Source organism: Shewanella kaireitica (assembly GCF_023284045.1).
In the GTDB taxonomy this organism is placed as follows: domain Bacteria; phylum Pseudomonadota; class Gammaproteobacteria; order Enterobacterales; family Shewanellaceae; genus Shewanella; species Shewanella kaireitica.
The window spans coordinates 25323-50465 of the sequence record NZ_JAKIKQ010000009.1; the positions used below are offsets into that span (position 1 = coordinate 25323).

The following is a 25143-nucleotide window of genomic DNA, read 5'->3' on the forward strand; positions in this document are numbered from 1 at the left end:
AATATGACATTACTAAGGTAAGTAAAACAGAGGATACTAAAAAATTGAACGACCTAAGGTCTGACAAAGGTTCTCAAGCGCTGCGGTTCCTGCAAGTGAATTGCCATTAGCATCAAGCTCTGGAGACCAAACACACACCGACATATCACCGGGGATCACAGCAATGATCCCACCACCTACACCGCTTTTTCCGGGCATGCCAACACGATAGGCAAACTCTCCAGCACCATCATATAAGCCTGAAGTTGCTAGCAATGCATTTAGCTGCCTTGTCTGCACTGGTGTTATTAATTGTTTACCTGCCAAGCTCTTGCCACCATTAGCTAGATAGATCATAGCTTTTGACAGATCGGCGCAGCTCATTCTCAAAGAGCAATAATGAAAATAACTCTTAAGGACTGTGTCGACATCATTGTTGAAGTTACCGAATGACTTCATCAGATATGCGATAGCGGCATTACGCGCACTATGTTGATATTCAGATCTGGCAACCGTTTTATCGTAACCAATTCTTTGATTATCACTAAGCCCGCGGACAATCTCCAACATTCTCTGTTTCGGCGCGCCTAAGCGACCTTGCAATAGATCTGCAATAACCAAAGCACCCGCATTAATGAATGGATTACGCGGCAGTCCTTTTTCTAACTCAACTTGCACCAAAGAGTTAAATGACTGGCCCGATGGCTCTTTGCCTACCCGAGACCAAATTTCAGGCTCTTCGTAATGCATTAGTGCCAGCGTTAAACTGAAGACCTTCGAAATACTCTGAATTGAAAAGGGCTCGAGATAATCTCCAGCCCCTATTGTGACACCATCTCTAGTCGTCACGGCGATACCAAGCTTATTGGCATTGACCTCAGCAAGAGCCGGAATATAATCAGCCACTTTACCTTGACCTAAAAGAGGTCGTACTTTTTCAATAACCTCTTCAAGTAATGCCAGCTCAGGCATTAACTCCACCAAATATCGTAAAGCTCACCGATTTCAACATCTGATACAGGCTGTCCTTCAAAGAAGGTTTTAACTGCTGCTCTGTCTTCATCGGTACACTTACCGATAGCTTGAGTAGCAATAATACCTTCCCACTCTTTATGGCCGCCGCCATGGAAACCAAGATCTCTAGGCTCAATAACCTCTTCAATGAACTGATCAACAATTGAGTCAATCTGCTCTTCGGTTACAGAGTCATTGAAAGTCCAGTTTGTATCGAAACCAAACTCTTGAAACTCATCAACGCGTAATTTTTTACGTAAACGACGACTACGATTAGCTGCCATGGTTATTCTCCCAGAAAGGTTATTTTATAAGTATGTCAATTTCAGCAGAGCGCTTAAACACGCTCAAACATGAGATCCCAAACGCCATGCCCTAATCGGTGGCCGCGCGCTTCAAATTTTGTTAGCGGACGATGCTCTGGACGCTCGACTACATCACCAGTCGTAGATTGGTTTTTATAACCAGGCGCAGCATTCATTACTTCTAACATGTGTTCGCTGTAGTTTTCCCAGTCAGTAGCAAGATGGAACACGCCACCTACTTTAAGCTTACTGCGAATAAGTTCAGCAAATGGAGCTTGTACAATTCTGCGTTTGTGGTGACGTTTTTTGTGCCAAGGATCAGGAAAGAACAATTGCACCCGAGCTAAACTACCTTCGGCAATGCTATTTTCAAGCACCTCTAATGCATCATGATGATACACGCGAAGGTTAGTCACGCCAGCTTCTGCTGCAACTGACAAGCATGCACCAACACCAGGCTTATGCACTTCAATACCAATAAAGTTAAGTTCTGGCGACGCCTTAGCCATTTCGACTAATGAACCTCCCATACCGAAGCCAATCTCTAGCACAGTGTCAGCTTCACGGCCAAACACCTCGACTAAATCGATCGCTTCAGGGGTATAATCTAGCCCCATAGATGGCCACTGCTGTTCCATCGCTTGAGCCTGCCCTTTTGTTAGGCGGCCTTCTCTTAATACAAAGCTTCTTACTTTGCGAAGGTATTTACCCTCTTCATTGAATTCAGCGGTTGTTACGTCGCTCATTTTCGCCCTCGCTTAAGACAGCTATTAATTAAAAAGAAAGGCATTATCCAAAGTTAAACCTTTAGTGCAAGCCCTATTGAGGCAAAATTATACCAATAATCTCAGTTTGTGCGAGTTACAAGCACTGTTTTACAAAAAATACTCACCAAGTCAGCTATTTTCCCGCCGTTGAAGCAGGATTAACTGACAATGATCGTTTAAACGAGATAACAACTGCTGCTTGTTAAAGTATTCCTCTGTGGTTACACTGCGCCGATGAAAACTCCAGCCCCCTTTTCTCAACGAATTATCAGTTGGTACGACTTACATGGTCGCAAACAACTTCCTTGGCAACAAAATAAAACCCCATATAAAGTATGGATTTCAGAGATCATGTTGCAACAAACTCAAGTTGCGACTGTTATCCCCTACTTTGAAAAGTTTATTTGCCGTTTTCCAAGCATTGAAGTATTGGCCGCTGCAGAGCAAGATGAAGTGCTCCATCACTGGACTGGTTTAGGTTACTACGCCAGAGCACGTAATCTGCATAAAGCGGCTCAGCAAATTGTTGCCTTGCACCAAGGTAGCTTCCCAGTTGGGTTTGAAGAGGTATTATCTTTACCAGGTATTGGACGTTCTACAGCAGGCGCAGTACTGTCATTGTCGCTTGGGTTAAATCACCCCATTCTTGATGGTAATGTAAAACGCGTACTGGCGAGACATGGAGCTATTGATGGCTGGCCGGGGAAAAAACCTGTAGAAAACCAGCTATGGCAACTCACTGAAGCGTTAACTCCTGCAAAAGATATTCAGAAGTATAACCAAGCGATGATGGATATTGGCGCAACGGTATGTACTCGATCTAAGCCCAACTGTGCAGCATGTCCGGTTGCAATTGACTGCAAGGCACAATTGAGTGGACGCCAACTAGAGTATCCAGGTAAAAAGCCTAAAAAGGTGATCCCAGAAAAATCAGCATGGTTGCTAGTAATAGAACATGATGACCATGTTCATCTACAAAAAAGGCCACCAAGCGGCATTTGGGGAGGACTTTGGTGTTTCCCCCAATTTACCAGCCAAGCTGAACTTGAAGAATACTTAAGTGAACAAGCATTTAGCATCAAGCATCGTGAAGAGCTCATTGGCTTTAGGCATACATTTAGCCACTTTCACCTCGACATTCAACCGGTTTTGGTCTCAGTAAACAAGATTAGCGATAACCAGATCATGGAACAAGACTCCTCGGTCTGGTATAACTTACCTCATCCACCTAAAGTTGGTTTAGCCTCAGCGACTGAGCGCATTCTAGCGAGTTTAGGTTCTGTATTAATTAAGGAGTAATCATGGCTCGCACAGTAAATTGCGTATATTTGAAGAAAGAAGCTGAAGGATTAGGGTTTCAACTCTATCCTGGTGATTTAGGCAAACGTATTTTCGACAATGTGAGTAAAGAGGCATGGGCGCTTTGGCAGTCCAAGCAAACGATGCTTATCAACGAAAATAAACTCAACATGATGAATGTTGATGATCGTAAGTTTCTTGAAGAGCAAATGATTAACTTTCTGTTTGAAGGTAAAGACGTTGAAATTGAGGGTTATGTACCTCAAAAAGACGACGAATAGTCTTCAATAAAAAAGCGCCGCAAGGCGCTTTTTTATTATTCTGAGCTAAGGATTATTTTTTAATCCCTTCAACCACAAGGTTTAGACTTACATGGGAAGAAGCTGGCCCCAAGTCCATCTGTACGTTGTAATCTTTAAGCGCAAATTCTGTGCTACCAGTAAAACCGGCTCTGTAACCGCCCCAAGGGTCACTACCTTCCCCTATCACTTTAGCGTCAATCGCTAGCGGTTTAGTTACACCGTTAAAGGTAAAGTTACCGTTGAGTACAAACTTTCCATCACCTTTGTCATCAACAGAAGTTGATACAAAGGACGCTTCAGGAAACTTAGCCGCGTTTAAAAAATCAGCGCTACGCAGATGCTTATCGCGCTCTGCATGATTTGAATCAACACTTGCAGTATTGATGGTGACATTGACTTTCGAATCAGCGATTTTAGATTCATCAAATGAGAAGTCACCTGCAAAGGTATTAAAGCGGCCAGCGACAAAGCTATAACCTAGATGACTAACCCTAAACTCTATCGATGCATGTGCTCCCTCAGTATCGATAACATAGTCAGCCGCCTGAGCAGAACTTGCCATCATTAAACTTGCTGCTAATGTTGTCGCTAATAAACCTTTTTTCATCTTACTTTCTCCCTTTAAGTGCTAATCTTGTTTAAATGTTAGTCTTGCTGAGTTTTAATCATTCTAAGTAATGTTGAATCTTTATCGATAAAGTGATGTTTCAATGCTCCAATAGCGTGCACAATGGCCAAACCAATCAAACTGTATGCTGCGTACTGATGGATAACTCCAGCAACATCGGCCTGATCATCAATAATGGCTCCAAGGCTAGGTATTTCAAACCAATCAAACACCCATATACCTCGGTCATCAGCCGTTGATATCAAATATCCGCTCAACATGATGATCACTAAAAGCAAGTACAAAACGAAATGGGCAACATGACTACTTTTGACCTCCCAACCTTTATGCGTCGCTAAACTCTCAGGTTTGGGTGTGAAAAGTCGCCATAGTATTCTGCAAAATGTAGCCAAAAGAAGCAGCAGCCCGATACTTTTATGCCAATGCGGCGCAGTTTTGTACCACTCACTGTAATAGGTCAAATCAACCATCCAAAAACCAACAGCAAATAAACCGATTACGGTAAATGCAGAAAGCCAATGCAACAGGATCGCAATTAACCCATAAGAGCTTTTAGTATTTAACAGCATCATGTCCCCTAAATAAGTAATATAGAGTCATCATACATTCTATTTTTGAATCTAAAATCAGTAAATATAGGTCTTTACATTCTACTTTTTAGAATAGAAAGCCATTACAGGGCAATAACTCCAACTCCTTAACTGCTAGTGTTAACTAACTAAACGGTCATTTATTCCCGTTAAAACCTATTTATGAGTCGTTAGCATTGTTCTTTTTTTTGCAACTGCACACAAACTAAGCGAACAGTAAGGCTAAAAACAAAAAGCACTTGCAGGATAAAACTCAGCGCTATAATATACGCGCACTCCAAACGGCACAGGCTTTAACAGCTTGGTTTGAAGTAGCAAATCTAACGCTTATATTTATATAACGATAGTTGCCCGAATAGCTCAGTCGGTAGAGCAGAGGATTGAAAATCCTCGTGTCCCTGGTTCGATTCCGGGTTCGGGCACCAACATTTTATAATGAGTTTTCTGTGTAGACAGTAACTTGTTAGCAAGATAAGCCGGCATAGCTCAGTTGGTAGAGCAACTGACTTGTAATCAGTAGGTCCCGAGTTCGACTCTTGGTGCCGGCACCATAAAAACAAAAAAGCCACTCAATAGAGTGGCTTTTTTGTGCCTAAAATTTACATTCACTCGCTAATTATCTTTGATTTAAACAATAGTTCCCACTCAACTATCCAGCTCAATGACTGGTCAATACTCATGGTGAAAGCCACTGCATTAACTTGAACAGCATTAACTGGGCGTTTTTCTAGGCAAAATAATCGGCAAATAATCAATTATCATCACAATTCAGTTTGTACGGCTATTTGTTAGCCATATATCGAAAAAAGCGCTTGCACCACGCAAAGCATCGCTATAATATACGCGCACTCCAAACGACACAGGCTTTAACAGCTTGGTTTGAAGTAGCAAATCTAACGCTTATATTTATACATTTTATTTATATAACGATAGTTGCCCGAATAGCTCAGTCGGTAGAGCAGAGGATTGAAAATCCTCGTGTCCCTGGTTCGATTCCGGGTTCGGGCACCAACATTTTATAATGAGTTTTCTGTGTAGACAGTAACTTGTTAGCAAGATAAGCCGGCATAGCTCAGTTGGTAGAGCAACTGACTTGTAATCAGTAGGTCCCGAGTTCGACTCTTGGTGCCGGCACCATAAAAACAAAAAAGCCACTCAATAGAGTGGCTTTTTTGTATCTAACGTTCTGACATCGAGATCACTTTAACTTTCTTTCTGGTTAGTGCGGAGCCACTCTGCCCAAAACGTTTTAGTTAACGATTAGTTTTATCAAGTTTCTCTCGAACTAAGTCGTCTCCCTCGCACTAATTCAAAAGAGCCTAACGCTTCCGATGGGGAGTTAGTGTGTTCTGTAAGTTTTTGAAACTAACTTTTGCCCAAAGTTAGTTGGACCTCTATAAGTTTTATCAAGCTACGCTTGATCAAAGTCGTGGCGCTTCGCCCACACCCGAGCAAGGAGGACTGCTCGTCCTTATCCTCCTTGCATCCACCATGACGCCCCTACGGAGTTGTTGCTCCTCATACTCCAATAAAAATGGCCTAACGGCTCAGATGGGACATCCATGTCCCCCCGAGCCTGAACCATCATCCGTGATGGTTCTACGGCATTTTCATCTCCGCACTTCGGCAACTCCGATGGGGAATTTGTGTGCTCTACCAGTTTTGTAACTCAATTCGACTCATTGCAAGTCAGCGGCAACCTTTCCTCGATTTAGTATTGTCCGCTTCGCAATACTTTTCTCTCCAACCGAAAGACAAAATATTCTGTTAAACGATAACTTTTAAGTTAGCCATTACTTGTGGTTTTATACAGTATTATTAGATTTCCTACGAATATCCTTAAAATTATTCCTAATCAGTTCTCGGTTTGCTATTGAGTGAAAATAAAAATCAGAGTAAATTCAATTGACTAAATAGTATGCTTGCTCGGTTTACAGGAGATACGAGGCAAGTTAGCTCGCCATTCTCGTTTTGCCAGCGGCTGTTTTGAGTGTGTTCGTTAAAAACGTCCACAAATTAATTACTTATTGATACACGCGCTGACTGGTCTAACCTGATAAACGCGCAAGGCGTGTATACAAATGTTATCTAGCAAGGAGCATCGGGTGAATCGGATTCTTATTTTTATATTTATTATTTTTTTATCGTTTGCAACGCATGCAAATGAGTTTTCCTTTGCTGATGCGTCCATCAATATTCCGGAAGGGTTTGAAGGGCCAATTGAGCGTAGTATGGGACAAGGTGCGTCAACTATTGCATTCCGAAACTTACATGAAGACGGAAATAACGCGACGCTATTGCAAATAACGATTTGGAATCCAGGCAAACCATTTCCCGAAATGACTGATGATGAGCTTAAAAAAGGGGCCGCTCAATATCTCGAACAATTCCTATCAGGTATAGCTCGAAAACGAAACAAATTTGAAAAAAGTGAGATCGAGTTCATAGAAATATCTGGAGTTCCTGCTGCCAAAATAGAGTGGAGTGGTGAAATCGATTCAAAGCAAGCTCATGGTGTAATGTATTGTTACGTGTTCAATTCAAAGATTATTAGTTTGCATACTCAAGACTTAATTAAGTTTAATGGTCGCTATCTGAATCAAGCTGTTAAGTCATTTGAGTCAATTAAACCAGCTAGATAACAAGTTACTCAAAAGGACGCAAAACGCTTGGCTTGTGCTCCTTCGTCGCTAATTTTAGCCAAGCATTTATGCGCCCATTAGTAAGGCGTTAGGTTTAAATGAATATTCAGTGCCCAAATTGCCAAAGTGTTTTGTTATCTAGAAATGATGTAAATAAGCTTTTACCTCTTAAACGGTTCGGAGTATCTGAAATAAAGTGTAAAAACTGTGGTGAAACATCCGTATCAACGCAAACATCGAGAAGCATTTGGTTTGTCATATTTATGGTTACTCTAATATGTTTAATGCTCACTGGAAAACAAATAGTAGAAGTTACAGGTTATAGCTCTGAGTTAAGTTTTATAGTTTTAGTTGTCGTTTATTTTTTTGTTAATTGGCTCTTTTCGTATATTTGGCCAAAAGTCCTATCAATAAAGTTAAAGGACAGTACGGGGTAAATTAAACCTAACGTATAAGGATAGGCCGAGCGCAGCCGCGTCCTTATCCCAAGTGTTGAACAAGCCCGAGCTTAAAGTGATACCTTTATAGTGTAAATATCAGCGTAAGATCTTACGCTTTTTTGGTGTGTGCTGAGCAGTAACATTTTTTACTAGCCGCATCGATCCCTTAGCATCGCCAGCTAATTTATTTACGTCAAAATATCAATGCCTTAATACCTCCTTGTTCTTATTTTTCTCTGTATGTTAAATCTAGATGTTGTAGTCCTTCCGCTTAAACAGTGGCGTTAGGTTCCCTTGTTTTCTGCATGATAAAACTTGTCAGTCGTGCATGCTTTTTCCCACTCCTTTGTTGCCAGCAGCCCATAAATTTCATCGGCTGCTGGCAGCAGGGGCAAAGTCGTATCGCAACCGCTTTTTTCACCTCAGCGATTATTGGAAACACCGCCCCAGAAACCGCCAGCATGAGCTGTATTTGCAGTCTTAGTTTTCGGCAACTTCCTTGCAGTAATCCATAGTCTCGTACTCGCCGTAATCCCTTCGGTAACACATGCTGGAGCACTAACCACAGAAACTCAACAGCGGGTAAAGTGCGTATTTCGGTGGCTTGGGTTTGGCTGTTTTGATACTCAAAGCTAACTTGGCCATCGATGTTGCTGATGATATTTTTATCAGGCAACACACCGCGATAGAGGTATTTCGACAGGTACTTTAGCGCAGGTAGTCCTTTGCCAACATGCTGGCAGTCGACCACCCACTTCTTTGGGGTAGCAGCTGGCAGTGTGATACCTAGCTTATTTGTCAGGTATTCCAGCAACCTTGCTCGCCACACTGTGGCGAGATTAAAGGCGTTGAACAGATATTTACCCCTGCTTTTTTGCCACTGCTTTTTATCTTTGTTGAAGCTACCAGCAGGAATGATAAAGTGGATATGAGGATGGTAGTCACGCCGCCGATTATGGGTATGCAGCACGCCGGTAAAGCCAATCTCGCCACCGAGGTGCTTTGAGTTTCTGGCAAAGTCCTTCAGCACGCTCGCAGCGACGGTGAACAGAAAAAGTGGGGTCAGTGTCTGACGAATCCCCACAAAAAGACAAATAGAAATAATGAGATAGGCAAAATAATAAGGAACATTCATGGCATTTGGTGATCAAATTTATCGCCAAACAAAAATTACCACGAGTAAATGCCATGAATGCGAAACAAGTTTTATCAAAATGCCTATCCCTTGTCACCCCGTTAATGCACAAAACTCGCCGACAAAGTTTATTCTCATCAATAGAAAGTTCAATGAACGGTGCTTCACTTTCAATCACAGGTCTTGGTCGTGAGATTGAGAGCAAAGCCATGGAAAAACATAAGATTAAACGCGTAGATAGGCTTTGTAGTAACACCTATTTACATCGCGATATCGAGTTCATTTATACCCGTATGACTTACCTGTTAGTGGGGACCATGCAGCAGCCAATTATTCATATCGATTGGTCAGATCTTGATGACCGAAAGCAACATTTTCTAATTAGAGCATCACTTGCTGCTCAAGGGCGATCTTTAACACTTTATGAAGAGATACACCCACTTAATAAGAAAGAGAAACCAAGAACTCACCTATTATTTCTGACAAAATTAAAGGCTATGTTGCCCAATGGCTGCAAGCCTATCATCGTAACTGACGCAGGCTTTCGTATTCCTTGGTTTAAGCAGGTTTTGTCTCTTGGCTGGGATTATGTAGGCCGCTTTAGAAATCGGACACACTGCAGAAAAAGTTCGGTTCATCAGTGGTATCCAGTCAAAAAGCTTTACGCTCAAGCAAGCTCTATAGCCAAAAATCTTGGCGTATATCTTTTAGGTGAGCAGACTTCTTTCAGCTCTCGTTTAGTTATCTTCAAACGCGATCCTAAAGGACGAAAAGATAGAACCGCAACAGGTGATAAAAGCAGGCGTAGTAAGCAGTCTCGTACGAGTGCAGAGCGAGAAAAAGAACCTTGGTTACTAGCGACATCACTTTGTAACTCAAACTTTAAGGCTAAAAGAATCGTTAAGATTTATGCCACAAGAATGCAGATAGAGGAAAGCTTTAGAGATGTTAAAACAGGCCTGAAAATGAATGATAGCGGTACCCGAGTAGTGAGCAGGCTCAGCGTATTGCTACTCATTGCCTGCTTATCTCAATTTGTGCTTTATCTTTTAGGATTAGCGGTGAAAGCAGCTGGTAAACACTGGCAATATCAAGCTAACTCAATAAAGCACCGCAACGTACTCTCAAACCAATTCATAGGCTTGAGAGCATACAAAGATAGGAACTTGAAGCTGTTGAAATTGCATTGGCAGGTAGCAATCAAAACACTACAAGGCTTAGTTCGGGAGCCACAAGCATGCTATTAAATTCGTGGGGATCCGTCAGGGTCAGTGTAAACTTTAATGATACCCATACATTTGCTAATTCCACTACCCATTCTTAGACCCTTTGCACTAACGCGTTCCTGTCCAATAATAAGTTAGCGACTAAAGTGGGCTTACTCGTTATTCATCTGATTTGGGCTGTGCAAGCTTCTAAATCATGGATGATTTAGCAGAGCCTATAGGGATATATTCACGGCGACTTGCAAAAGCTCAATACAGCTGAATTACCATATATTTTCTGAACCCTTATACTGACCTTTAAACTCTTTGTGCTAAGGCATTTCTGTCCAAAAGTGGTTCAGTGGTAGATGCCCTCCTCTGTGTAAAAAAGAGAACCACCATAGGCCTTCTACAGGAGCTCTATAGCTCTAGCCTAGCGACGAATAAAAAAGGGAGCCTATGGCTCCCTTAAATTGATGTCGCCGCTATAAACGACCTAACTACCAGCTACGCATCTTATGGCCTTTAAGCGCATAGAATAGAATGAATAGGTAACAAGGTAGACACACCCAGTAAGCTAGCTGTGTATTGTCAGCAAAGTGAGCAACCTTACCAAAAACTAGCGGTAAGATAGCGCCACCGGAGATCCCCATAATTAACAGTGCAGAACCTTGCGCGGTATACTTACCAAGACCTTCAAGCGCTAGAGGCCAGATTGACGGCCAAACCAATGCATGTGCAAGCCCCATCATCGCCACGAATGTAACCGTATTTGGAATAACAGGAATACCACTCCAGCCCCATAAAACATCCGCTATAAATGTGCTATCAGCAGATGCAGTGGTTGCACCAACAACACATAAAATACCCGCTATCGCCGATCCTAACAGTGCTTTTTCTTGAGTGATAAATCGAGGAATACAGGTGACACCAATAATGTAACCCAGCACCATAAACACCATAGTATACGAGGTTAATGAGGCAAAGTTATTCACCCCGAGGCTCGCGCCATATAAACCAATGGTATCACCGGCGATCACTTCAACACCAACATAAGCAAATAGTGCAACGGCACCTAAAATCACCTGCGGAAAATGAGTAATGCTGCCTTTAGTTTGATGATCATCTGCCGCTTCAAATTCTAATTCAGGCAGTGATGAAAATTTCACTAAGCCAATCAAAAATGTCAGTGCAATAGCCATATAGATATATGGCGCGACAAGACGTGAAGACAATTCACTAATTTGCGCAGTTCGCTCAGCTTCACTCAATGCAGCTAAATGGTCTGCAGTGAAGTTTTCAAAACCTGACAGGACTAATGCTGTAAACAAAATTGGCACGATAACGCCCGCACCTTTGTTAATGAGACCCATAATGCTTATTCGCATCGCAGCACTCTCTTTAGGGCCGATATGCACCACATAAGGGTTAGATGCTGTTTGCAAAATAGTAAGTCCAGTACCTAAAACAAACAGTGCACCTAAGAATAGGATAAAGTTGGCACTTTGAGCTGCAGGAATGAACAGTAAGGAACCGACAACCATGATGGCAAGGCCGATAGCCATCCCATTTTTATAACCGGTTTTCTTGAGTATCGATGACATAGGTAGTGCCATCACGGTATAAGCAATATAAAAAGCAAACGTGACAAATAACGCTTGGAATTCATTCAGTTCACAGATGATTTTAAGGAATGGGATCAAAGAGCCGTTAAGCCATGTCACAAATCCAAAGATAAAAAAGAGCACACCTATTATGGTCATAGGTAGAATACTGCTCTTAGGGCTAGCTTGAGCCTGAGTCGTTGCTGTCATGTATTTAAACCTGCTTCTTATAGTAATTAATTTGATGATAACAGAATCGCCTGTTATCCCATCCTTCCATGTTCTTGACTTATCAACAACAGATTTTTATCTGCTTTTAGTACCCAATACTGGGTTATTGTTTCATTGATGTTAAAACATTACCAGCAAAAAGACAACGCTGTCATTTTAACTTTTAGCGAATTAATTTCATAAACCAACATCGACTTTTCAGTCGCTTTAATGGCGCAACTCAGCAGCTTAATTACAAAGACTTAAACCTTTATGAAAATTGATCGTTTATGCATCCAATAAAGCACCAACCACTGCACTAGCAATAATCCGATTACCGCCATTAAGCTCTGAGCTGGTACAGGAAACCAATTGATAACCCCGCCAAATAGGCTTTCAGCAGTATACTTCCAGTTAACTATACTGGTGGCAAGGTAGATAACTATCGCGTTACAGCCAATCACAATAAACGGAAATGCCCAGCGACTAAGTTTCATAACATCGATAACACAATAAAATAGCGTCAATAACAACAAACTCCAACCGGATGTAACCAGCACAAAACTGCTGGTCCATAATGTCTTATTGACCGGAATAATAGGTGATATCAGCCAGCCCAGAACTAGTAGCCCTAAACCTAACAAACACATTACAGCAAGCTTATACCACTCCCCTTTGGGGTGGGTCTTAACAATAAAGTGACCGACAAAAACACCTAGGAGGCCGTTAACGACTGCGGGAATAGTCGATAAGATCCCTTCAGGGTCAACCGCTGCATTTTGATAAGTGACGCCAGGTAATAGCATGCTATCGATAGCCGCATTAATTGATCCGGTAACTGTAAACGAGCCGGTGCCATCAAGTGTCACGAGTGGAAACAGTTGCAATACCGCATAAGCAACTAAAATAGTAACACTGGTGATCACTTGGGTTCTGAGGCTCGTATGCCAAACGAGTAAGGCACAAAAGAACCAAGCAAAAGCAATACGCCCCAATACACTTGCGTAGCGAATATCTCCCAATGCCATAGGAGCACCAGTGCCCCAACCATGGTTATAAATGACCCCGAGCAATAGCAATAACAGTAATCTTTTTACAGCGTGCTGATAGAGTGGAATTCGCTGATGCATTGGCAGCTTATCTAGCCTTTTTGGTGATAACCCAAGTGCAACACCTGATAAAAATATAAATAGCGGAAAGATTAAATCGTAGAAGGTGAAACCATGCCAAGCGCTATGATGCATCTGTTTATCGAACCAATGTAAGCCGCCCCACCCCGTTAATACGATGAGTGCTGCGAAAATAGCTTCACCACCCAAGATCCAAAACATATCGAACCCACGAAGCGCATCGAGTGACTTAAGTCTTACTTTGTTCTGTTTAGGACTGGGATCTGTCTGTGAATGGGTATCTTTTATTATTGTCATTAGTATCACTCTTTAAACAAATAGCTGCTATGGCTCAATTTCAACGATTTATGTGTATAACAAAAAACCTCGATAGCCTAAGCTACAGAGGTTTAGGTAACATGAATCAAATACCTTTTAACGCGCAGAAAAAATTAACTGTCCGCCGATATAGGTTTGCTGCACTTTATATTCATTGTTGATTAACACTAAATCAGCACGCTTCCCAATCTCTAGTGAACCGAACTGTTTATCTATACCTAAGAATTTAGCCGGGTACAGAGAGGCCATTCTTATCGCCTCCTCTGGTGACAGTTCAAGCATAGAAACGCTATTCTTAACTGCTCCAGCCATATCAAGTACGCAGCCAGCAAGCTCGCCAGTTACCGCATTAAGCCGATCACCAACACGTATGACTTGGGTGCCAAATAGCTCGAAACTCTCTTCGCTATCAAGCCCTACTGGCGGCATAGCGTCAGTGACTAACATGACTTTACCTTGAGGCTTGGCGTTAATAGCCACTTTAGCGGCTGCAGGGTGGACATGATGCCCATCAACAATAAGTCCACACCATGCATCAGCACTCTCAAGCGCTGCGCCAACCATCCCTGGGCTACGTGAGCCAAAAGCAGACATTGCATTAAAGAGATGAGTAAAACCTGTGGCACCGGCATCTAAAGCAGCCTTTACTGTGTCATAGTCAGCATTAGAGTGACCCAAGCAAACCTTTACGCCACTTTCCACCAGCGCCGATATAACTTCAGGGGAAACATTCTCTGGCGCAAGAGTGACAACTCTTACTCCTAAATCTTGACGGCTAAACACCTCAAGCTCGGCATTTGAAATACGCCTAATATGTGGCTGTGGGTGAACGCCCTTTTTCGGTATTGATAAATGTGGTCCTTCAAAATGAACGCCTAAAACACCAGAGCTTTTAGCGGCTATAGCATCAGCTACTGCATCGGCAGCACGCTGCATTACACTCACGTTGTCGGTTATTAATGTTGGTAAGTAGGCTGTCGTTCCAAACTTTGCATGAGCAAGACCTATTGCTTCGATCCCCTGACGAGTAGGGGTTGCATTAAACAGTACTCCGCCGCCGCCATTTACCTGAACATCAATAAATCCGGGGCAAACAGTGCCATTCACTTTAGACTCTTTAGCGCCCTTGACGGTATCAAACGCGATAATATTGCCGTCTTCAAAAGTGATAGGCAGCTCAGAATGAAACTGCTGCCCATCAAAAAGTCGCTCTGCTACTATTGTTTGCTTCATTTGAAACTCACTATCAATTTTTGTCTATGCTAACTGCAAAACAGCAAAAAACTATTTCTGTTGCAGCTTATTATGCTGTTGCTGTGCGTAGAATGCTGCGCCCCACTCTGGAGGCTGCAGCGTCGGTGCTATTTCAGCTATAACATCATCATCTAACCAATTGGCCAGCGGTTCAGCAAGGCCGCCAATCATAGAAAAACGCGGTGGTTCTATTGTGAACAGTTTCCTTGCCAACTCGCTTATATAGCCAGCGCCCTCACGGACAATGTCTTGCGCCACGCCATCTTTTAGTTGGGCAGCTTCAAACACGTTTCTCGCTAACTTGGCATAGGTACTAGACGATTGCCCAGCTAAATTGTCTACGATCCCCATGGCATTGTTAACATTGAAATGAGCGAATAAGCGTTCTGTGAGTATGGTTTTCTCTCCAAAACCATCTAGCGCGAGTAGCACCTGTTCACTGGCTTGTTGTCCAAGCCATGCCCCGCTACCTTTATCACCTAAACCAAAGCCATGACCACCAAGACAAAGCTCTTCACCAGCAACATGTGCGTAGCCACAAGAACCGGTGCCTGTAATGATGACAGCGCCATCACCACCTTCATGAGCGCCGATACATGCAGTATGAAGATCAGTGGTTAGGTACATACAAGCAAACGGATGTTGCCAATTCAATACTTGCTCATAAAGCCTAGAGACATTAACGCCTGCAAGTCCAAGCCCTGCTATTAAGCGTTTACTGTCCGAGCTTTTGAGTCCTGCATCAGTCAACGCCAACTGAGTTGATTCTTCAATAGATTGGAATGTTTGTGCTAAACCATGCAGCGGGTTGGCACGCCCGGCGACGCCAGTTCCCACAATGCTGAAATCACTTGCATATATAGTTGCGCGGCACTTACTACCACCACCATCAATACCTATATACAAGGATGCTTCTTTCGCCTGGCCTATGCCCATGACAAACCTCTTTATTGTTCTAATATTTAATATGGAGCTAATAAACTTAACTGAGAAACCTAATAAGTTAATTGTATGTTACAACAACAATGACAGCGTTGTCATTTGTTTTTTCACATTGCTTTAAGGACAAGAATAGATGCGGTAACACCTGTTAGTTACCGCATCTAATCTAAGTAAATACTCACATCACGACAGCACACTGCCTGATGCTGTTATTATTTCACCAATAATGTTCGACCTTTTCGCACACCGTCAGCGGCAATAGCTCGAACTTCGACGTTGCCCTTAACAAGCGCACCCGCGTTATAAAGCCGCCAATCGCCACCATTGACGCGATACTCTATCGCCAGTCCTGGATAGATAAGGTTAGCGAATAGCTTATTATCTTTTATTACTGCACCAACAGTTGGCACTCGGTAACTAATGCCAGCTTTATCAAGCTTTATCAATTCCTTGTAGCCTAAGGTATTAGCAATCGCCTGCCACTCTAATGCCTGTTGGGCTCGCATATCTTCAGTAAACATTCCACTTTGTTGATTATAAATAGCCCCTTGATATTGGTAAGGCACTTCCCAACTTGGCTTATGCCATGCTCGCTCGGCTAGCATCAATACCCGCGGGAACATCAAGTACTCAGCAATCTCGTCACTGCGAACCGTTTCGCTCCAAAGCTGACCTTGAATACCACTAAATTTAGCCGACTTAGCTAGCGGTCCACTTACAACATTGCCATTTTCATCGCGTTGAACTGTGTCATCAGCTTCGAAAGGCAAGCCCTCAATATCGGTCCATTGTTCAGCATTGGCAGGCAAGTTGTCGGTCATAAAGCTATGTACGTGCTTGCTGTTACTTTGCCTAATGCCCCAGTAATAGCCGTGCTCCTTTGGATCGGCTTCATAGGGAAAATCAAAGTAGAGAACCTCAGGTTGACTCAATACCGCCTGCCAACCCAAGTTAGCTTGTTGATGGGCGCGTTTATGGCCTGCATGTGCAACAATATCCCAAATGTTTGACTGTACCTTTTTTGGCATATTTTCTGGGCGAGTATGGCTCATGCCATCGCTCCAGCCTGCGGCTTCAATGCCTTTTGCTGCTAGTATAGAAGCGGTTCTTTCGATGAAATAAGCCCCAAGTTCACTGCTGTCTTTAACACCTTTATCGTTATTGGCGATAAAGGCTTTACACACTGGAGATTCAAGCCAAGCACCAGCAGTTTCGTCAGCTCCGATATGGTAAAGCGTAAGCGGCACACCTGCCGTTTTATGCAGTTGTGCTATCTCATCAATGACTTTATCGAGAAAAGTAAACGTCGACTCCATACATACATTTAAGGTGTTATCGTCATAGTATTGCACCGATGAATAAACCGTTTTGTCATTACTATCTGATAGCAAATACTGCTCTGCTTCAGCTGTTAAGCCCTGCTCTAGCAGTTTACGGTAACGTGCTTCCATCGACTTAATGGCAGCGCGAGAATGACCCGGCATATCCATTGATGGAATGACTTGGATTTGTCGAGCATTTGCAAACTGCAGGATCTCGATATAGTCAGCTTTACTGTAGTAACCACTAACCTTAGTATTACTAGAGGGGCCGCTGCCGAGTTGTGGCAGTAAACAGTTATCCTCCGTTAAGTCATGGCAGCGTTTACTGCCGATATCTGTAAGCTCGGGAAGCCCTTCAATCTCTAAACGCCAACCTTCATCGTCAGCCATATGCAAATGTAACTTATTGAGCTTATAAGCGGCCATTTGATCCAACAGATCTAATATCAGCTGTTTACTATGGAAGTTGCGAGATACATCGATGTGCATTCCGCGAAAATCATAGCGTGGGGAATCTTCCACCGACATTGCGTTTACGACTAGAGTGTTAACATCAACCAAAGATGTTAACGATGCTAACCCGTAAGAAAAACCAGCATCGTCATTAGCTGAAATAGTAATCTGTTGTGCACTAATATCGAGATGGTAACTGCCTGGCACCGCTTTTACTGATAACGGTAATAAGGTAACCAAGAGCCCTTTATCTGACTCCGTGACACCTAATCTTGCTAGACGTTTAAGTGCAGCCTCAACTGACTGAGGGTTAACCTTGTTATAGTTGACCTTTAGCCCATCTTTCAAAGAAGCTTGCGCAGTATCAGCGGTCAACTCAACCGATGTAGGCGTTGGTATAATGCGGTTTTCAGCCAACTTGGGGTTTGCTTGAGTAGAAAAGTTATTACGGTATAAAACGCCCGATGTCGCCCACTCAACTTTATCATTCTCGGTGCGCTTATACTGCTTTTCGGCATCGGTAAAATCTGCAGAGTAAGGCCGAAGTTCTAGGCCAGTCTCGGTATCAATGGCAACCTTGGTGCTGTCGATGAGTACAGGATCTGAGCCATTGGCAACAATATAATAGTTAGGCATGGCATCAGTTTCAGCTAGCTGCCAATTATCGCCTCTAAAACGAATCGTTTTAGTCTGCCCTTTAAGTATCCCCTTAAAGCCTGTAGACGGTTCAATTTTGTGCAGATCGCCTTTAACACGAGAAATGGTAAATTCATCACCTTCAATCGATTGCACAGGTCTCATCTGAGAGTAGTAAATAGCCCAATCTTTAGCAGCGACATCCACAGGAAAGGTCAAATCTATTTCAGCCACGAAGCACTTGCCACCAGCAGAGTCTTTATCGCAATTATTATCAGCAACATTAGTCACGACTCGGTAGTTCACAGCCAACTGCTGACCAATGAGGCTCAACTTGTCTTGACTCAGTGCAATGGGGGATCCGTCTTGTGCACCTTTAGCCGTTATTTCAACATCCTTTTGAGAACACGCGCTGGTCGCTAATATTAAGCCAACAGCTGCTACAATTAATCTTTTCTTCATTACAATCCTCATTTCCATATTCTTTTTTATAGGTGGAACGATTTAACCAAGTCGCGTAATTTCTCCCCCTGGTGAAATAAACGATCACTTGATTTTGCAAGTTTTTCACTGTCTATTGAAGCCGAACCTGACACAGCCAGTAGATCATCTAAGCTCTTTGAAATCCCGGCTGTAACCTCGGTTTGTTCTTTTGCTGAACTGGCAACATCTAAATTCATATTGCTGATATTAGATACAATTTCTGTCACGTTACCTAGTAAAACTTTAATCTCTTTAGAGTGAGATAGCGCCTCACTAGATAGAAGTTGGCTCGACTGCATTACAGTGACGGTCTCTGTCACTCGATGCTGTACCAGCTGGATCATCTTTTGTATTTCACCAGTGGCCTGTTGCGTTCTGCTCGCTAGCGTTCTCACTTCATCAGCAACTACCGCAAAACCTCTACCCTGCTCTCCTGCTCTGGCAGCTTCAATCGCTGCATTAAGTGCCAGTAAGTTGGTCTGCTCCGCAATGGCATTAATCACCACCACAACTTCATCAATTTTCTGCGTCTCTTGTTGTAACTGCTCAACGGATGATGCAGATAGCGTTAGCTCATTGGCTAAACGGTCAGTAAGTGCTAACCCCGCATCAAATTGTGACTGGCTGTGCTCAACCTCTTGATCGGCGCGAGTAGCCTCATCCGCAGTTGATTTGGCACTATTTGCCACTTCAAAGGCGCTACCACTTAACTGAGTAATCGCGGTTACAGCGGCTTCTGCATCTAGCAGTTGTGACTGTACTCGCTGATTATTGGTATTAGAGAGCGCATCGAGAGCTGTAGCATCGGCTAATATCTGCTCCGACGTTTCACTGACTTTAGTGATAGTTCCATGGATCTGTGCAATAAACTGATTGAAGGCTAAACCTAATCGACCAATCTCATCTTGACTCTCTACCGGCAACTTTCGGCTTAAGTCACCATCACCAATTGCAATCTCATTCATCGCCTCGACAACATGGGCTAGAGGGGCAATCACTAATACTCGTAAAATAAAGAATATAGCGACAACACTGAACACAAGAATAAGCAGCGCCATAACAATGTAAGTCGTCATGAGTTCATTCATTGCGCTATGAATAGGTGCAGCTGAAAACTCAATTGATAATTGCCCTGTCGCTTTGCCATTGTCGGTAAACTTAATGCTGTGAGCTAATAGCTCACTTGCATCAACGGAATAAGGTTGACTGGTTTCAGCCATCAATTTTCCGCGATGGTCGTTTACCGAAATACTGTAGATTTTATTGGATTTTAATGAGGTCGATAGCGCTGCGCTAATTTGCTCAAAATCATAATTAAATATCGGTTGGGCCAAGGTAACTTCAAGATTGGCTAAGGTATTTAACTGGTAATCCTCAAACTGCTGCACTAGCTTAGATTTTTCAAGTAGGTATGCTGAGCTAAAAAGAATGGTGACGACAACAAACAACGCCGAAGCTAGACCGATTAATACTCTTGTAGATAAAGAATTCATTACATAGCTCCTTCAATACTAAATAGGTCCAACCATAGCTCTGATCTTGATATCGGTGTGAGCGGGCTTAACCCCGGGGTTTCTAAACGAATAATCGCTCTTTGTTCAAAGTTAGCTTTAGCATAGAGTTCATCAATCATCAGATGCTGATTAAACAACTTATCAAAACTGCCATCACTAACCATCAGCTCCAATCCCTGCAACAGATCTCTAGCAAGTTCAGGTTGTTGTGGAGAAACGAAGAAATAAGCTGGTGAGCGATACTGCAGTAACACTCGATCATCAACCTTTAAACGAGGATCAGGATGTTTATCTAATTCGCCCCAAATCTCCTGTGCACCAAGGGCTAGATAGTCAAAGCGATCGCCTTCAAGCATCGGGTAAAGATTCTTGTATTTATAGGTGGTAATAATAGGAAGGCCTGCTGCGCGAATAATATCGGCATCTGGCCAATAGTGATTTTGCCCTGCTGTAAATTGCTCAAAGTCTGCTTGATTTCGAACACGATTAAAATCCGCTTGGGACTGCTTGCGAATAATAAGCAATCTATTACCAAGCAAACCTTTAAATATGGGGATCCGAATAGGTAAAACCTGCGACTCAAGCTCAGCTGAAGTCATACTCCAAAACACATCAACATTTCCCGCTAGCGACTCTTCAACTTTCCGCTTTTGGTTCATCTCAGTGGTGATTATTTTAGACTGGTATTGGCTGTTAACTCGCTCAAGAGCAGTTTCCATTAGCGTTAATTGCCAACTCTGAGGAATAGTGGTCACCACGTCCCTTGCAAGCGCATGACTTGCCATAAGCAATGCACTTAATAACAGTATTAGCGTCACAGCTGTTTTGTTCATATTAGTCACTCCATTAATGGCCTAATCGTGACTACGGTAGTCAACGCTAGGTAAGAGCTATTATTTTTATTATCTAATGATTAAAACAGGCCAAGTCTCTTAAGAAAAAAATGGCCGAGCACTCAACAAGCACCCGGCCTACACTAGTTTCTGGGGAGAGACTATAGGAATAACAAACACAATTTGTTTGTTAAAAAAACACGAATTAGGAGACCTCATCCTATCCATGCAGACCTTACAAACAGCTGCCACACAAGCAGATGACAACGCTGTCATTAGAACATACACAAGACCACTTCAAATTTCTACATTTAATTGACATTTAGTATTATTTTTTTAATCGAAGCAATCTAAAGAATAATTCAAACCCATAAATAACAATCGCATAGCTCATCACTGTCGTTAGAAAAACCATATAGCAAAACGCCTCGATTGATAACAAGTTAGATACATGTCAGGATGTAAGCGCATACATAAAGAGGTCTACTTGTTGAAATTTCAATTTTTACGTCGTCACATAATGAGCAAGGCTCTGTTACTTTTCTGCCCTTTAGCAGTATTTTACGTTGTTTGGACGACACAGCAGCAAGGTGTTCTAGATGCAACCCAAGACTACGGTATGTTTTTCTTTGTTGGAGTTATTGGGGCTATCTTTGCTAACTCCACAGGAGCTGGCGGAGGGGTTATATTTATCCCGGTTTTTAGTGGCTTAGGGCTAGAGCCTCTTCAAAGTATTTCTACTTCTTTCGCGATTCAATGTTTTGGCATGACAGCTGGGGCACTTACCTGGTGGCGTTACCGCGAAACACAGGCTAACAACTCATGGCCTCAGTTTTACAAAATTGTATCTGTATGTACTCCATTTTCGATATCGGGGCTTTGGCTATGCCAATGGCTCGGATTCCCCCCACCTCAATCTATGCTTTTTACCTTCGGACTATTCTCAATAATGTTAGGTACAGCCCTAATCTTCAAATTACGCTATCCGGACTCATATTCTGATATGACCTTAATCAATCGCCATGACTTTATAGCATTGGCTGGTATTAGTTTTATTGGTGGCATTATCACAGCTTGGTTATCTGTCGGTGTAGGAGAGCTAATTGCCACTTATCTGCTCTTTAGAAAAGTTAATCCTGTAATGTCTGTTGCTATTGCAGTCATAGTGTCAGCGTTTACTGTTTGGGGGAGTGCCTACATTCATTTTACTGAAGATACTAAGACGCTATTTAATATAGTTATTTTTGCGGGGCCTGGTGCAATTTTGGGTGGACTATTTGCTCGTAAACTGGTGTTACACCTTTCAGCTAAAAAATTAAAAGCCTTCTTTGGGGTATGGATAATTTTATCTGGGCTAACTGTGCTCATCTTTGAATAGCTGCACTTTAGTAGTGCTTTTACTTAACTCCAGCGAGCTTTGCTATAGAAAGGGAAAGCTATTGATAAAGAGTTTTTGAATACTGAGAGTGATGTCATTTCCAAATATATTGTACCTTCACGGCTATTTCCGCTCCGTATCGCAGTTTTCTTTGCAAATAATTTTGAGACAGAATTAATCAGTAAACTCGCCATAACCATAGCCAAGGGTCAGCTAGTTAAAAGCACACAAATATCTATTCGAGTATAACCACTCGAATTGACAGCGCTGTCAAAAAACGTTACAAATAATTCACAAACTATAAACCACCCTAATAATTTAAAATGATACTTTTAGGCACTCGTGTGGGTTTATAGTCATTAGAATGACAAACTATCAGAAATAGTGACAAGGATTAGCAAACAATGAGAAATAGCATTGCCCCATTAAACGCGGATAAACACCTTAATATTGCGATTGAAGAATCAAAAGACTTCCGTCGTTTTGCAGAGCAACACCTCATTCCTGTGGTATTTCATGAATTTCAACATCTAGCCACCGAGTTTCCTTTGGTTTTTGTAAAGAATAGTGAAACAGGACAATTTATCCCAGTTGCTCTTATGGGGATCAAAAATGGTTTAAACCTATACTGCCAACAACAGGAATGGCAGACAATTTTAAGGCCTATGGGGTTTAATAACGCGCCGTTATCGCTCTTCAAAACAGATGAAAAAAGTGACGATGTGATGGTTTGTGTCGATGAAAGTAGTGAGTTAGTCGTAGCAAAAGGTGGACACCGCTTATTTAATGACGATAAAGAGCAATCCGACTATCTTAAAGCACGCACAAAGGCACTGGTTGACATAGCTTCATATAGCCACCAAACAGCTAATATCTGCCAATTCTTAGCTTCAAAAGGGTTATTAACCCCTAAACAGCTTAGTGTTAAACTATTGAAAGATGAGCAAGTCATTAATATAGATGGTGTCTATATTGTCGATGAAAAACAACTGAATAGCTTAAAAAATGATGACTTTTTGACATTAAAAGAAAAAGGCCTACTCCCGCTAATCTATGCTCACTTAACCTCACTACAACAACTGGCAAGGCTCATTGATAAACAAAATCAGTATGACTTAAATCAGTAGAATGAGCGTGTCGCAGTAACAAGATTTACTGCGACGCTTAGCCCTATATAAAGCGACTATATCTTCTGTAATCCATATCGGTTGATTTTATCCAACAATTGCCTATGTTCTGGCAGCTCATCTGCCATTTTATTAGCTATCAGCTCTAACTTTTTATGCTGTTCTAAAGTGGCTTCATTGATTTGAATATCACAAGAGCCTACTTCAGGCATGCTCTCCATGCCATATAAAACATACAGATAATTTTCCAAATCAAAGATTTCGAATTTGCTGAAAAAGTCTTCTCTATTGGGGACAAAACTTTGCCAAAGCGACAGTCGTTTAGTTAATTCGGCAGACATCGTTTCAGGTAGCCGATTATCAATCCAAAACTGCGAATCGGTTCGATCTGATAAACAATAGTGGAGCTTTATAAAGTCGACCACTCGTTCCCAAGCATATTGCATCACATGGTTAAATCGGTCTCTTGTTAGAGACTGTAGCTCAGTGGTTGTTGGGAAACGATCAGCTAAAAAACCAGCGGCAAAGTCGGTTAGCAAAATAGAGGTTGCTTCTAACGGCTCAAGAAACCCTTGAGCTAAACCAAGCGCTACACAGTTCTTTTCCCACGAACGTTCCCTATAGCCCACTGTCATAGGTAAAGTACGGTGCTGATATTGATCTAGCTTACCGCCCAAATACTTATTCAGCTTTTCTTCTGCTGCAACATCGTCCATATACTTTGTTGAATAGACAAAACCAACACCTCTGCGATTACTCAGGGCAATATCCCAGATCCAGCCAGCTTGATGTGCCGTCGCGATAGTAAAAGGAGGGATCGGGGCGTCTGCAGCCGTTGGCACTTGTACCGCAATCGCCTTATCAACAAATAGCTGCTCAGCCTTACTCACAAAAGGAACCTTCAGTGCTTTATCTATTAATAGCGAAGCAAAACCACTGCAATCTATGTAAAAATCAAATTCAAGTGTACCTTTGGTGTCTGTCTCGAGAGATTTTATCTCTCCTTCAGGGCCAAGAATAACTTTACCGACGTTTGCTGTAATATGTTCTACATTGAACTTCTCACACGCGTTCGCCCCCAAGAGTTTGGCAAACTTAGCGGCATTAAGATGATAAGCGTAACCTAGATGACCTCGATACTCTGCATCACGAATGGTTTTAGGTCCTTTGTAGGCCTCACAAACTGCATGCTGGGGAGAAACAGACTGCGCATAGGGTTTGCCCTTTTTTAATAGCCATAGGCGAGTCAGGTCCTCGCCAATAGGGCCTGGCATATCAAACAAGTGATGATAAAAATTATCTTTAGCATGTTTGGTGTTATCGAGCCAATTAGCGAACTTTATCGATTGCTTAAACGTTACATCACAACTGCGAATAAACTCAGTTTCACTGATGCCAAAACTTTGTAATGACTGGCGTATAGCAGGAACGGTACCCTCCCCTACTCCGATCGTTGGGATATCAGGCGACTCGATAAGCGTAACGGATAAATGGTCATGATTGACCGCCATTTTCCCCAAATGGTTCGCGGCTAGCCAACCTGCAGTCCCCCCTCCAACAATCGCTATTTTTTTTATATTCATAAGTCCCCTTCACATGCACTGGCGGAAAATCTAGTAATGACAGCGAAATA

General features: G+C 42.4%; 19 protein-coding genes, 4 tRNA genes and 1 pseudogene. 10 read left to right on the plus strand and 14 right to left on the minus strand.

Annotated elements, in window-relative coordinates:
• Window positions 1–36: 36 nt before the first annotated feature.
• From glsB to trmB, 3 genes are read right to left on the minus strand one after another with little or no spacing between them, the layout of a single operon-like run.
• Window positions 37–951: a glutaminase B gene (gene glsB / locus L2730_RS12445; RefSeq protein ID WP_248974894.1), complete on the minus strand. Its 915-nt coding sequence runs from the start codon at window positions 949–951 to the stop codon at window positions 37–39.
• Window positions 951–1277: a YggL family protein gene (locus tag L2730_RS12450; RefSeq protein ID WP_020913716.1), complete on the minus strand. Its 327-nt coding sequence runs from the start codon at window positions 1275–1277 to the stop codon at window positions 951–953. Before L2730_RS12450 ends, glsB begins: the two co-directional genes overlap by 1 nt.
• Before the next feature lie 53 nt (window positions 1278–1330).
• On the minus strand, window positions 1331–2044 hold the full coding sequence (gene trmB, locus L2730_RS12455) for a tRNA (guanosine(46)-N7)-methyltransferase TrmB (protein ID WP_248974895.1): 714 nt from the start codon (window positions 2042–2044) through the stop codon (window positions 1331–1333).
• A gap of 255 nt (window positions 2045–2299) precedes the next feature.
• Here trmB and mutY point away from each other — a divergent pair, with 255 nt between their 5' ends.
• Together mutY and L2730_RS12465 are read left to right on the plus strand one after the other, a co-directional pair.
• Window positions 2300–3364, plus strand: coding sequence for an A/G-specific adenine glycosylase (gene mutY, locus L2730_RS12460; protein WP_248974896.1), 1065 nt, complete (start codon window positions 2300–2302; stop codon window positions 3362–3364).
• 2 nt (window positions 3365–3366) lie between these two features.
• Window positions 3367–3645, plus strand: coding sequence for an oxidative damage protection protein (locus L2730_RS12465; protein WP_020913719.1), 279 nt, complete (start codon window positions 3367–3369; stop codon window positions 3643–3645).
• A 52-nt stretch (window positions 3646–3697) separates the two neighbouring features.
• Here the strand turns inward: L2730_RS12465 and L2730_RS12470 are convergent, their stop codons facing one another.
• Together L2730_RS12470 and L2730_RS12475 are read right to left on the minus strand one after the other, a co-directional pair.
• Complete coding sequence (locus L2730_RS12470; protein WP_248974897.1) at window positions 3698–4273, minus strand: YceI family protein; 576 nt, start codon at window positions 4271–4273, stop codon at window positions 3698–3700.
• A gap of 38 nt (window positions 4274–4311) precedes the next feature.
• A complete protein-coding gene (locus L2730_RS12475; RefSeq protein ID WP_248974991.1) occupies window positions 4312–4863 on the minus strand; it encodes a cytochrome b in 552 nt (183 codons plus the stop codon).
• 370 nt (window positions 4864–5233) lie between these two features.
• On the opposite strand from L2730_RS12475, the gene L2730_RS12480 reads away from it, so the two are divergent.
• The 5 genes from L2730_RS12480 (at window position 5234) to L2730_RS12500 (ending at window position 7526) form a co-directional block, all read left to right on the plus strand.
• Window positions 5234–5309 (plus strand) — tRNA-Phe (locus L2730_RS12480).
• A gap of 50 nt (window positions 5310–5359) precedes the next feature.
• Window positions 5360–5435 (plus strand) — tRNA-Thr (locus tag L2730_RS12485).
• A gap of 384 nt (window positions 5436–5819) precedes the next feature.
• A tRNA-Phe gene (locus L2730_RS12490) sits at window positions 5820–5895 on the plus strand.
• 50 nt (window positions 5896–5945) lie between these two features.
• Window positions 5946–6021: transfer RNA gene (locus L2730_RS12495), tRNA-Thr, on the plus strand.
• Between the two features lie 968 nt (window positions 6022–6989).
• Window positions 6990–7526 (plus strand): hypothetical protein, encoded by a 537-nt coding sequence (locus tag L2730_RS12500; RefSeq protein ID WP_248974898.1) that lies wholly within the window; start codon window positions 6990–6992, stop codon window positions 7524–7526.
• Window positions 7527–8237: 711 nt separating this feature from the next.
• Here the strand turns inward: L2730_RS12500 and L2730_RS12505 are convergent.
• Window positions 8238–9017 (minus strand): annotated as a pseudogene (locus L2730_RS12505) (IS91 family transposase); the annotation flags it as partial.
• Between the two features lie 137 nt (window positions 9018–9154).
• On the opposite strand from L2730_RS12505, the gene L2730_RS12510 reads away from it, so the two are divergent.
• Window positions 9155–10348, plus strand: coding sequence for an IS4 family transposase (locus L2730_RS12510; protein ID WP_248974899.1), 1194 nt, complete (start codon window positions 9155–9157; stop codon window positions 10346–10348).
• A 458-nt stretch (window positions 10349–10806) separates the two neighbouring features.
• On the opposite strand, the gene L2730_RS12515 is transcribed toward L2730_RS12510, so the two are convergent.
• From L2730_RS12515 to L2730_RS12545, 7 genes are all read right to left on the minus strand, one after another.
• On the minus strand, window positions 10807–12120 hold the full coding sequence (locus tag L2730_RS12515; protein ID WP_248974900.1) for a sugar MFS transporter: 1314 nt from the start codon (window positions 12118–12120) through the stop codon (window positions 10807–10809).
• 263 nt (window positions 12121–12383) lie between these two features.
• A complete protein-coding gene (nagX, locus tag L2730_RS12520; protein WP_248974901.1) occupies window positions 12384–13547 on the minus strand; it encodes a transmembrane glucosamine N-acetyltransferase NagX in 1164 nt (387 codons plus the stop codon).
• A gap of 117 nt (window positions 13548–13664) precedes the next feature.
• Window positions 13665–14801 (minus strand): N-acetylglucosamine-6-phosphate deacetylase, encoded by a 1137-nt coding sequence (nagA, locus tag L2730_RS12525; protein WP_248974902.1) that lies wholly within the window; start codon window positions 14799–14801, stop codon window positions 13665–13667.
• 51 nt (window positions 14802–14852) lie between these two features.
• Window positions 14853–15758, minus strand: coding sequence for an N-acetylglucosamine kinase (gene nagK / locus L2730_RS12530; RefSeq protein WP_248974903.1), 906 nt, complete (start codon window positions 15756–15758; stop codon window positions 14853–14855).
• A gap of 218 nt (window positions 15759–15976) precedes the next feature.
• The gene (locus tag L2730_RS12535) at window positions 15977–18637 is read right to left on the minus strand and encodes a family 20 glycosylhydrolase (protein WP_248974904.1); all 2661 of its coding nucleotides are present in this window, start codon (window positions 18635–18637) and stop codon (window positions 15977–15979) included.
• A gap of 26 nt (window positions 18638–18663) precedes the next feature.
• Complete coding sequence (locus L2730_RS12540) at window positions 18664–20151, minus strand: methyl-accepting chemotaxis protein (protein ID WP_248974905.1); 1488 nt, start codon at window positions 20149–20151, stop codon at window positions 18664–18666.
• Entirely contained in the window at window positions 20151–20957 is an 807-nt protein-coding gene (locus tag L2730_RS12545) for a transporter substrate-binding domain-containing protein (protein WP_248974992.1), read from the minus strand. Before L2730_RS12545 ends, L2730_RS12540 begins: the two co-directional genes overlap by 1 nt.
• A gap of 535 nt (window positions 20958–21492) precedes the next feature.
• On the opposite strand from L2730_RS12545, the gene L2730_RS12550 reads away from it, so the two are divergent.
• Window positions 21493–22383: a sulfite exporter TauE/SafE family protein gene (locus tag L2730_RS12550; RefSeq protein ID WP_248974906.1), complete on the plus strand. Its 891-nt coding sequence runs from the start codon at window positions 21493–21495 to the stop codon at window positions 22381–22383.
• 404 nt (window positions 22384–22787) lie between these two features.
• Window positions 22788–23510: a SapC family protein gene (locus tag L2730_RS12555; protein ID WP_248974907.1), complete on the plus strand. Its 723-nt coding sequence runs from the start codon at window positions 22788–22790 to the stop codon at window positions 23508–23510.
• A 56-nt stretch (window positions 23511–23566) separates the two neighbouring features.
• Here L2730_RS12555 and L2730_RS12560 read toward each other — a convergent pair whose 3' ends face one another.
• A complete protein-coding gene (locus tag L2730_RS12560; RefSeq protein ID WP_248974908.1) occupies window positions 23567–25093 on the minus strand; it encodes a tryptophan halogenase family protein in 1527 nt (508 codons plus the stop codon).
• Between the last annotated feature and the right edge of the window lie 50 nt (window positions 25094–25143).

What these genes read in the sequence shown, in the direction of transcription:
- glsB (WP_248974894.1), bottom strand. Translation starts at nt 951, where the DNA reads ATGCCTGAGCTGGCATTACTTGAAGAGGTTATTGAAAAAGTACGACCT.
- L2730_RS12450 (WP_020913716.1), bottom strand. Translation starts at nt 1,277, where the DNA reads ATGGCAGCTAATCGTAGTCGTCGTTTACGTAAAAAATTACGCGTTGAT.
- trmB (WP_248974895.1), bottom strand. Translation starts at nt 2,044, where the DNA reads ATGAGCGACGTAACAACCGCTGAATTCAATGAAGAGGGTAAATACCTT.
- mutY (WP_248974896.1), top strand. Translation starts at nt 2,300, where the DNA reads ATGAAAACTCCAGCCCCCTTTTCTCAACGAATTATCAGTTGGTACGAC.
- L2730_RS12465 (WP_020913719.1), top strand. Translation starts at nt 3,367, where the DNA reads ATGGCTCGCACAGTAAATTGCGTATATTTGAAGAAAGAAGCTGAAGGA.
- L2730_RS12470 (WP_248974897.1), bottom strand. Translation starts at nt 4,273, where the DNA reads ATGAAAAAAGGTTTATTAGCGACAACATTAGCAGCAAGTTTAATGATG.
- L2730_RS12475 (WP_248974991.1), bottom strand. Translation starts at nt 4,863, where the DNA reads ATGCTGTTAAATACTAAAAGCTCTTATGGGTTAATTGCGATCCTGTTG.
- L2730_RS12510 (WP_248974899.1), top strand. Translation starts at nt 9,155, where the DNA reads ATGAATGCGAAACAAGTTTTATCAAAATGCCTATCCCTTGTCACCCCG.
- L2730_RS12515 (WP_248974900.1), bottom strand. Translation starts at nt 12,120, where the DNA reads ATGACAGCAACGACTCAGGCTCAAGCTAGCCCTAAGAGCAGTATTCTA.
- nagX (WP_248974901.1), bottom strand. Translation starts at nt 13,547, where the DNA reads ATGACAATAATAAAAGATACCCATTCACAGACAGATCCCAGTCCTAAA.
- nagA (WP_248974902.1), bottom strand. Translation starts at nt 14,801, where the DNA reads ATGAAGCAAACAATAGTAGCAGAGCGACTTTTTGATGGGCAGCAGTTT.
- nagK (WP_248974903.1), bottom strand. Translation starts at nt 15,758, where the DNA reads ATGGGCATAGGCCAGGCGAAAGAAGCATCCTTGTATATAGGTATTGAT.
- L2730_RS12535 (WP_248974904.1), bottom strand. Translation starts at nt 18,637, where the DNA reads ATGAAGAAAAGATTAATTGTAGCAGCTGTTGGCTTAATATTAGCGACC.
- L2730_RS12540 (WP_248974905.1), bottom strand. Translation starts at nt 20,151, where the DNA reads ATGAATTCTTTATCTACAAGAGTATTAATCGGTCTAGCTTCGGCGTTG.
- L2730_RS12545 (WP_248974992.1), bottom strand. Translation starts at nt 20,957, where the DNA reads ATGGCAAGTCATGCGCTTGCAAGGGACGTGGTGACCACTATTCCTCAG.
- L2730_RS12555 (WP_248974907.1), top strand. Translation starts at nt 22,788, where the DNA reads ATGAGAAATAGCATTGCCCCATTAAACGCGGATAAACACCTTAATATT.
- L2730_RS12560 (WP_248974908.1), bottom strand. Translation starts at nt 25,093, where the DNA reads ATGAATATAAAAAAAATAGCGATTGTTGGAGGGGGGACTGCAGGTTGG.